Source organism: Vibrio sp. VP6, from assembly GCF_028823755.1.
Taxonomy (GTDB): domain Bacteria; phylum Pseudomonadota; class Gammaproteobacteria; order Enterobacterales; family Vibrionaceae; genus Vibrio; species Vibrio parahaemolyticus.
In genome coordinates this window covers 1-3,578 of record NZ_JAPEID010000094.1, presented here as the reverse complement: position 1 = coordinate 3,578, position 3,578 = coordinate 1, and the positions used below count along the sequence as shown (strand labels likewise).

Here is a 3,578-nt window from a genome sequence, read left to right as displayed (position 1 = left end):
CGCATTTCACTGTTTTTATGTTCAGAGGTGTCGCACTTCGTACTTGAATCCAAGTAGCCTAACAAACAGTTCAAGAGGGATTCACAACGCGTGGCATTTTTACTATGCGTTGGTTTTAGTGTTTAAGGCGGTATGCAGCGGCTTCGGTATTGCGTTGTTCACCCCTTAACTGGGCGTTATGCAACATGGAGGAAGCTTAAGATGAGTAAGACATATAAAGGTTCTTGTTTGTGCGGAGGCATCCGGTTTTCTGTTAATGGTTTCAGTGAAAAAGCGGCAAACTGTTATTGCTCAATGTGTCGTAAATTTCATGGTGCAGCTTTTGGAACTTTGGTCGGAGTGCGAGGGTTAAAGTGGCTTTCAGGCGAGCAATTGCTAAAAGAGTTCGTTGCATCCAATGGTACTACTCGAACTTTCTGCTACGAATGTGGTTCGAGTTTAGGCTTCCGTGTTAAAGGTTCAACTAATGATGAAATAGAGTTAGCTATCTCCACGTTCGACGACGATATACCAGTAAAAGTAGATGCCCAAATTTACACAGTGTATAAGGCAAATTGGTGTCACCTAGACCCTAAATTACCTGTGTTCACAGAGGGGCGTGAAGGTTAGGCGTACACCTTTGAGCTTGTTGCATAACAAACTGCTCAAGAGGGATTCGCAACGCGTGGCATTTTTACAATGCGTTGTTTTTAGTGATTAAGGTGGTTTGCAGCGGCTTTGGTATTGCGTTGCTCACCCCTTAGCAGGGCGTTAGTTTTCAGGAGAGATATAGTGGAAAACATCTTATTTCCAGAGAATTTAAAGGAAAGTTATTTAGTTGATGTAGCCGATGTTGCAACAAAACGGCAATACCGTGCGGTTGCAGTCAGAAGCTGTATCGAACTGTTATTGGAGCATTTATTCTTTCAGTTTGTTTCTGAAATGGTCATTTATGAAAAGTGGTCTAAATTATCTGTTTATCAAAAAATTGAGTTGATTCGTGAGACTAGCTCATTTGAACCAGGTTTTTACGAGAACTTACACAATTTGAGGTTAACCGGAAATAAAGGAGCCCATGCTTCTGAGCATGGAAATATTACAGATGAAGAGTTACGATCTTCGTTTAATTGCTTATCTTCATTATGTACATCATTGATCTTCGAGTATTTCAAAATTAACGGTATGCAAAGTACCGAAAACACATCAACGATTTTTAGCTGCTTACAGCCGCATCAACGTTTAACTGTCCTGAACAACTACATTGCTTGGTTGGGAGACATTGAATGTGACATTGAATCATCGAAAAGGTTCTACTTAAAATATGTACAGGCATTTAGAAACAATGATATAGATGAAACTGTATATAGAGGACATTTTCCAAAGCCATTGAGGTTACAACAAAGCCTAAATAGGTCTTTATCTCATGAGTATTGGGTGTCCAGTTCTCTAAAATGTTATGATGAATTACTACTTGTTATCGACAAGTTGTGTTTAGCATACCTAAAATCAGGCAGTTTTTTTCTAGCTATATCTGTAGCCAGACGATTTTATCTTTCGGGTCATATAACTGAATTTTATTATGATCAGCTTTGTTTAAAACTAAATGATATGTATCCAAAAGTTAGTGGTTACCCGATTGCTAAGAGCCAAAAGGAGTCTATTTATAACTTATCGCAAATAGAGTCAATTTGTTCAAAAGATATCGATATAGCATTCGCAAAACTAATTCGATGTATTCTGACAAATGAAAACTAACAATCTGTTTAAGAGTGATTCGCAACGCGTGGCATTTTTACTGTGCGTTGCGTTCAGTGTTTTAGGTGGTATGCGGAGGCTTTGGTATTGCGTTGCTCACACCTTAACAGGGCGTTATGTGCAGTTCAATGATAAGAGGTTCTACACTTGAATTATGAATTTCCAGATGAATTGGATTTTTTTGAAAGAGGCTTTGGTTGCTCTGAAGAGTACAGTCATGATGAGGGACTATTCTCATTTATCATGCAATACGATAATGGAGATAGCTTAATCTTTACTCATTCACCATTTTATAACTGTTCCGTAAGCGTAAAATTGGTGCAGGATGACGTGGTTGTTTTTGATGTATATAAAGAAAATGTATCTTCAATTGCTTTCCAAACATGGGGTTCAGAAAAAGTTTTAAGAGTTTATTTCTCTAAAGGCGCAGAGAACAATGACTTTCTTGTGTATTTTAGCCCAAAACCAAGGCTACGTTACTCTGAGTTTTGAGTTTGCACATAACAATCAATTTAAGAGGGATTCACAACGCTTGGCATTTTTGCTTCTACTTCAAATTTGGTGTTTATGGCACAATGCCTTAGTTTTGGGTGGAGGCGTTGTTCACCCCTTAATTGGGCGTTAGCTTAAAACAATTAAAATCAATTGGTTGTGGTCTTTTCTTTCTTCCTTAGGCAATTCGTTTCGGTTTATCGGCAAATCAGCATTGTTTGCCAATGCGAGTTTTGAGCGCTTGCCTCAATTGAGTTTTGGGGTTGCGCGAGGTTAGCCAGTTTGGCGCAAAGTCGCTTTGGAAGTTTTGTGTTCGCACTGAGTTTTCCGAAAATGATTTATTAAAATTTTCGGGTTTTCAAATTGCATGAAATTCCACATAGTTTGAGCCAATTTGGGTTTTAAAACTTAAGTGGTTTGCCGGTTTCCTAAATCGAGTTAATCTCAGGTTTGGTAAATCTAAGGCGTTGAAATTTAAGCTAACAAACTGCTTAAGCGGGATTCGCAATGCGTGGCATTTTTGGCATGCGGTGGGTTTCGTGATTCAGGCGGTGTGCGGTAGCTTTTGTAGTGCATTGCTCACCCCTTAGCAGGGCGTTATAAGCTATGAAGATAAATTTGAGATAATCGAATGGAAGTAAATCATGTGTTAGCTGACGAAAAGCTAATAATTGCACTAATTTCTGCTGCTGTCGCTTTATTGCTTGGTCAGTTAGTTGTATATATCAAATATCGTATTAATAAGTGTCAAACTAAAAGGGCTTTGTTCAAAGAGCTACAAGATATAGAAACTTCACTTGAGTCTGCAATAGCAATTACTCGCCATAAACTGGAGATGAATGTACACATGATTCACTCTGGAACAATGCCTTTACCAGTTGGCTCTTATATATTTGACAATTATTATAAGGAAGTGGTGAGTGAGCTAAGTTCATCTCAGCGTCGTTCTTATCAGTTAATTCATCATTATGTAAAGGATATAAACGCTAGTATTGAAAACTTAACTAAAAAGAACATTGAGGCGTCAGAAGCATATTTCCTTAACCCTAGCTCCATTGATGTTAAACATAGGAAATTATGGTTTGACCGTTTGGCGTCTTTTTACGAAGTATTATGCCTCACTCAATGGCACATTTCGTACCACAAGGAAAATAGAAGAAACCCTGAATTACCCTATAATGGACCAGTTTACGACGATTATGTTGCTTTTCAACAAGACATACAATTAGCTCTAAAAGAGTTAATTGAAGAGGCTAAAAAAAAGTCTGCAGAAGAAGTCGCGGAGCAAAAAACACGCTCTTAGTATCAAGTTTGAAGTGCGACACTTTTTACAGATGCGCATGAATATACTC

At 38.2% G+C, this 3,578-nt stretch carries 4 protein-coding genes; all 4 read left to right on the top strand.

Annotation, left to right across the window (positions count from 1 at the left end; translation table 11 throughout):
• The first annotated feature begins 201 nt into the window (after positions 1-201).
• Positions 202-609 carry a GFA family protein gene (locus OU793_RS23790; protein WP_045587971.1) on the top strand — a complete coding sequence of 136 codons (408 nt, stop codon included), beginning with the start codon at positions 202-204 and terminating at the stop codon, positions 607-609.
• A gap of 162 nt (positions 610-771) precedes the next feature.
• The gene (locus tag OU793_RS23780; protein WP_009696102.1) at positions 772-1,734 is read left to right on the top strand and encodes a DUF4145 domain-containing protein; all 963 of its coding nucleotides are present in this window, start codon (positions 772-774) and stop codon (positions 1,732-1,734) included.
• Positions 1,735-1,881: 147 nt separating this feature from the next.
• Positions 1,882-2,226 carry a hypothetical protein gene (locus OU793_RS23775; protein WP_044128762.1) on the top strand — a complete coding sequence of 115 codons (345 nt, stop codon included), beginning with the start codon at positions 1,882-1,884 and terminating at the stop codon, positions 2,224-2,226.
• Positions 2,227-2,857: 631 nt separating this feature from the next.
• Complete coding sequence (locus OU793_RS23765) at positions 2,858-3,529, top strand: hypothetical protein (protein WP_274647876.1); 672 nt, start codon at positions 2,858-2,860, stop codon at positions 3,527-3,529.
• Positions 3,530-3,578: the final 49 nt, after the last annotated feature.